This window comes from Proteus cibi (assembly GCF_003144405.1).
Lineage (GTDB): Bacteria > Pseudomonadota > Gammaproteobacteria > Enterobacterales > Enterobacteriaceae > Proteus > Proteus cibi.
This window is the reverse complement of record NZ_PENW01000014.1, coordinates 1-3351: the sequence shown is the minus strand read 5'-3', so window position 1 is coordinate 3351 and position 3351 is coordinate 1. Positions and strand designations below refer to the sequence as shown.

At 51.1% G+C, this 3351-nt stretch carries 1 rRNA gene; it reads right to left on the bottom strand.

What is annotated here, in order from left to right:
* Nucleotides 1–46: 46 nt before the first annotated feature.
* Nucleotides 47–3339, bottom strand: a 23S ribosomal RNA gene (locus DK865_RS07575).
* Nucleotides 3340–3351: the final 12 nt, after the last annotated feature.

The following is a 3351-nucleotide window of genomic DNA, read 5'->3' as shown; positions in this document are numbered from 1 at the left end:
TACTTCATCTATCTTTGTCTCTCAGACAAAACACCTTCGGTGTTGTCAGGTTAAGCCTCACGGTTCATTAGTACTGGTTAGCTCAACGTATCGCTACGCTTACACACCCAGCCTATCAACGTCTTAGTCTTAAACGTTCCTTTAGGTCACTCTAGGTGACAGGGAAGACTCATCTCGAGGCAAGTTTCCCGCTTAGATGCTTTCAGCGGTTATCTCTTCCGCACTTAGCTACCGGGCAATGCCATTGGCATGACAACCCGAACACCAGTGGTGCGTTCACTCCGGTCCTCTCGTACTAGGAGCAACCCCTCTCAATCTTCCAACGCCCACGGCAGATAGGGACCGAACTGTCTCACGACGTTCTAAACCCAGCTCGCGTACCACTTTAAATGGCGAACAGCCATACCCTTGGGACCTACTTCAGCCCCAGGATGTGATGAGCCGACATCGAGGTGCCAAACACCGCCGTCGATATGAACTCTTGGGCGGTATCAGCCTGTTATCCCCGGAGTACCTTTTATCCGTTGAGCGATGGCCCTTCCATTCAGAACCACCGGATCACTAAGACCTACTTTCGTACCTGCTCGAGCCGTCACTCTCACAGTCAAGCTGGCTTATGCCTTTGCACTAACCGCATGATGTCCGACCATGCTTAGCCAACCTTCGTGCTCCTCCGTTACTCTTTAGGAGGAGACCGCCCCAGTCAAACTACCCACCAGACACGGTCCCCGATCCAGATTATGGACCTAGGTTAGAACATCAAACGTTAAAGGGTGGTATTTCAAGGTTGACTCCATGCAGACTGGCGTCCACATTTCATAGTCTCCCACCTATCCTACACATCAAGGCTCAATGTTCAGTGTCAAGCTATAGTAAAGGTTCACGGGGTCTTTCCGTCTTGCCGCGGGTACACTGCATCTTCACAGCGAGTTCAATTTCACTGAGTCTCGGGTGGAGACAGCCTGGCCATCATTACGCCATTCGTGCAGGTCGGAACTTACCCGACAAGGAATTTCGCTACCTTAGGACCGTTATAGTTACGGCCGCCGTTTACTGGGGCTTCGATCAAGAGCTTCTCCCTAAGGATAACCCCATCAATTAACCTTCCAGCACCGGGCAGGCGTCACACCGTATACGTCCACTTTCGTGTTTGCACAGTGCTGTGTTTTTAATAAACAGTTGCAGCCAGCTGGTATCTTCGACTGGCTTCGGCTCCGTCCGCGAGGGACTTCACTTACCGCCAGCGTGCCTTCTCCCGAAGTTACGGCACCATTTTGCCTAGTTCCTTCACCCGAGTTCTCTCAAGCGCCTGAGTATTCTCTACCTGACCACCTGTGTCGGTTTGGGGTACGATTGTTGGTAACCTGAAGCTTAGAGGCTTTTCCTGGAAGCAGGGCATCAATTGCTTCACCACCTTAGTGGCTCGTCATCACACCTCAGCATTAAGTGACCGGATTTGCCTAATCACTCTGCCTACATGCTTGAACCGGGACGACCGTCGCCCGGACAACCTAGCCTTCTCCGTTCCCCCATCGCAGTTACCACCAGTACGGGAATATTAACCCGTTTCCCATCGACTACGCTTTTCAGCCTCGCCTTAGGGGTCGACTCACCCTGCCCCGATTAACGTTGGACAGGAACCCTTGGTCTTCCGGCGTGCGGGTTTTTCACCCGCATTATCGTTACTTATGTCAGCATTCGCACTTCTGATACCTCCAGCATACCTCACAGTACACCTTCGTAGGCTTACAGAACGCTCCCCTACCCAACAACACTTAGTGTCGCTGCCGCAGCTTCGGTGCATGGTTTAGCCCCGTTACATCTTCCGCGCGGGCCGACTCGACCAGTGAGCTATTACGCTTTCTTTAAATGATGGCTGCTTCTAAGCCAACATCCTGGCTGTCTGAGCCTTCCCACTTCGTTTCCCACTTAACCATGACTTTGGGACCTTAGCTGGCGGTCTGGGTTGTTTCCCTCTTCACGACGGACGTTAGCACCCGCCGTGTGTCTCCCGTGATAACATTCTTCGGTATTCGCAGTTTGCATCGAGTTGGTAAGTCGGGATGACCCCCTAGTCGAAACAGTGCTCTACCCCCGAAGATGAGTTCACGAGGCGCTACCTAAATAGCTTTCGGGGAGAACCAGCTATCTCCCGGTTTGATTGGCCTTTCACCCCCATCCACAAGTCATCCGCTAATTTTTCAACATTAGTCGGTTCGGTCCTCCAGTTAGTGTTACCCAACCTTCAACCTGCCCATGGATAGATCACCGGGTTTCGGGTCTATACCCTGCAACTCATTCGCCCAGTTAAGACTCGGTTTCCNATTTTTCAACATTAGTCGGTTCGGTCCTCCAGTTAGTGTTACCCAACCTTCAACCTGCCCATGGATAGATCACCGGGTTTCGGGTCTATACCCTGCAACTCATTCGCCCAGTTAAGACTCGGTTTCCCTACGGCTCCCCTATACGGTTAACCTTGCTACAGAATATAAGTCGCTGACCCATTATACAAAAGGTACGCAGTCACCCCATCCTCAAATGTCCCGCTTGCTTTTACTGCCAAACTGTCTCGATTTTTTAACTTCCGTTGCTCGTGTACTTCAATGTACACTGCGCGACGGCTTGAAAAAATCAACCCATTTTGTAGGTAAACGCTGCGCTGTTTTCGAGTGGTTTGCTTAATCACTCAGTGCGAGGCACTTGAGTGATGGNCCTACGGCTCCCCTATACGGTTAACCTTGCTACAGAATATAAGTCGCTGACCCATTATACAAAAGGTACGCAGTCACCCCATAAAGAGGCTCCTACTGCTTGTACGTACACGGTTTCAGGTTCTTTTTCACTCCCCTCGCCGGGGTTCTTTTCGCCTTTCCCTCACGGTACTGGTTCACTATCGGTCAATCAGGAGTATTTAGCCTTGGAGGATGGTCCCCCCATATTCAGACAGGATAACACGTGTCCCGCCCTACTCGTCGAGTTCACAATAACAGCATCTTCGGATACGGGGCTATCACCCTTTACTGCCGGACTTTCCAGACCGTTCTCCTGATGCTGCTATTGATTAAGACTCTGGGCTGTTCCCCGTTCGCTCGCCGCTACTAGGGGAATCTCGGTTGATTTCTTTTCCTCGGGGTACTGAGATGTTTCAGTTCTCCCGGTTCGCTTCATGACGCTATGTATTCACGTCATGATAATATCCATTGGATATTGGGTTTCCCCATTCGGAAATCGTCGGGTATAACGGTTCATATCACCTTACCGACGCTTATCGCAGATTAGCACGTCCTTCATCGCCTCTGATTGCCTAGGCATCCACCGTGTACGCTTATTCGCTTAACCTCACAACCCGAA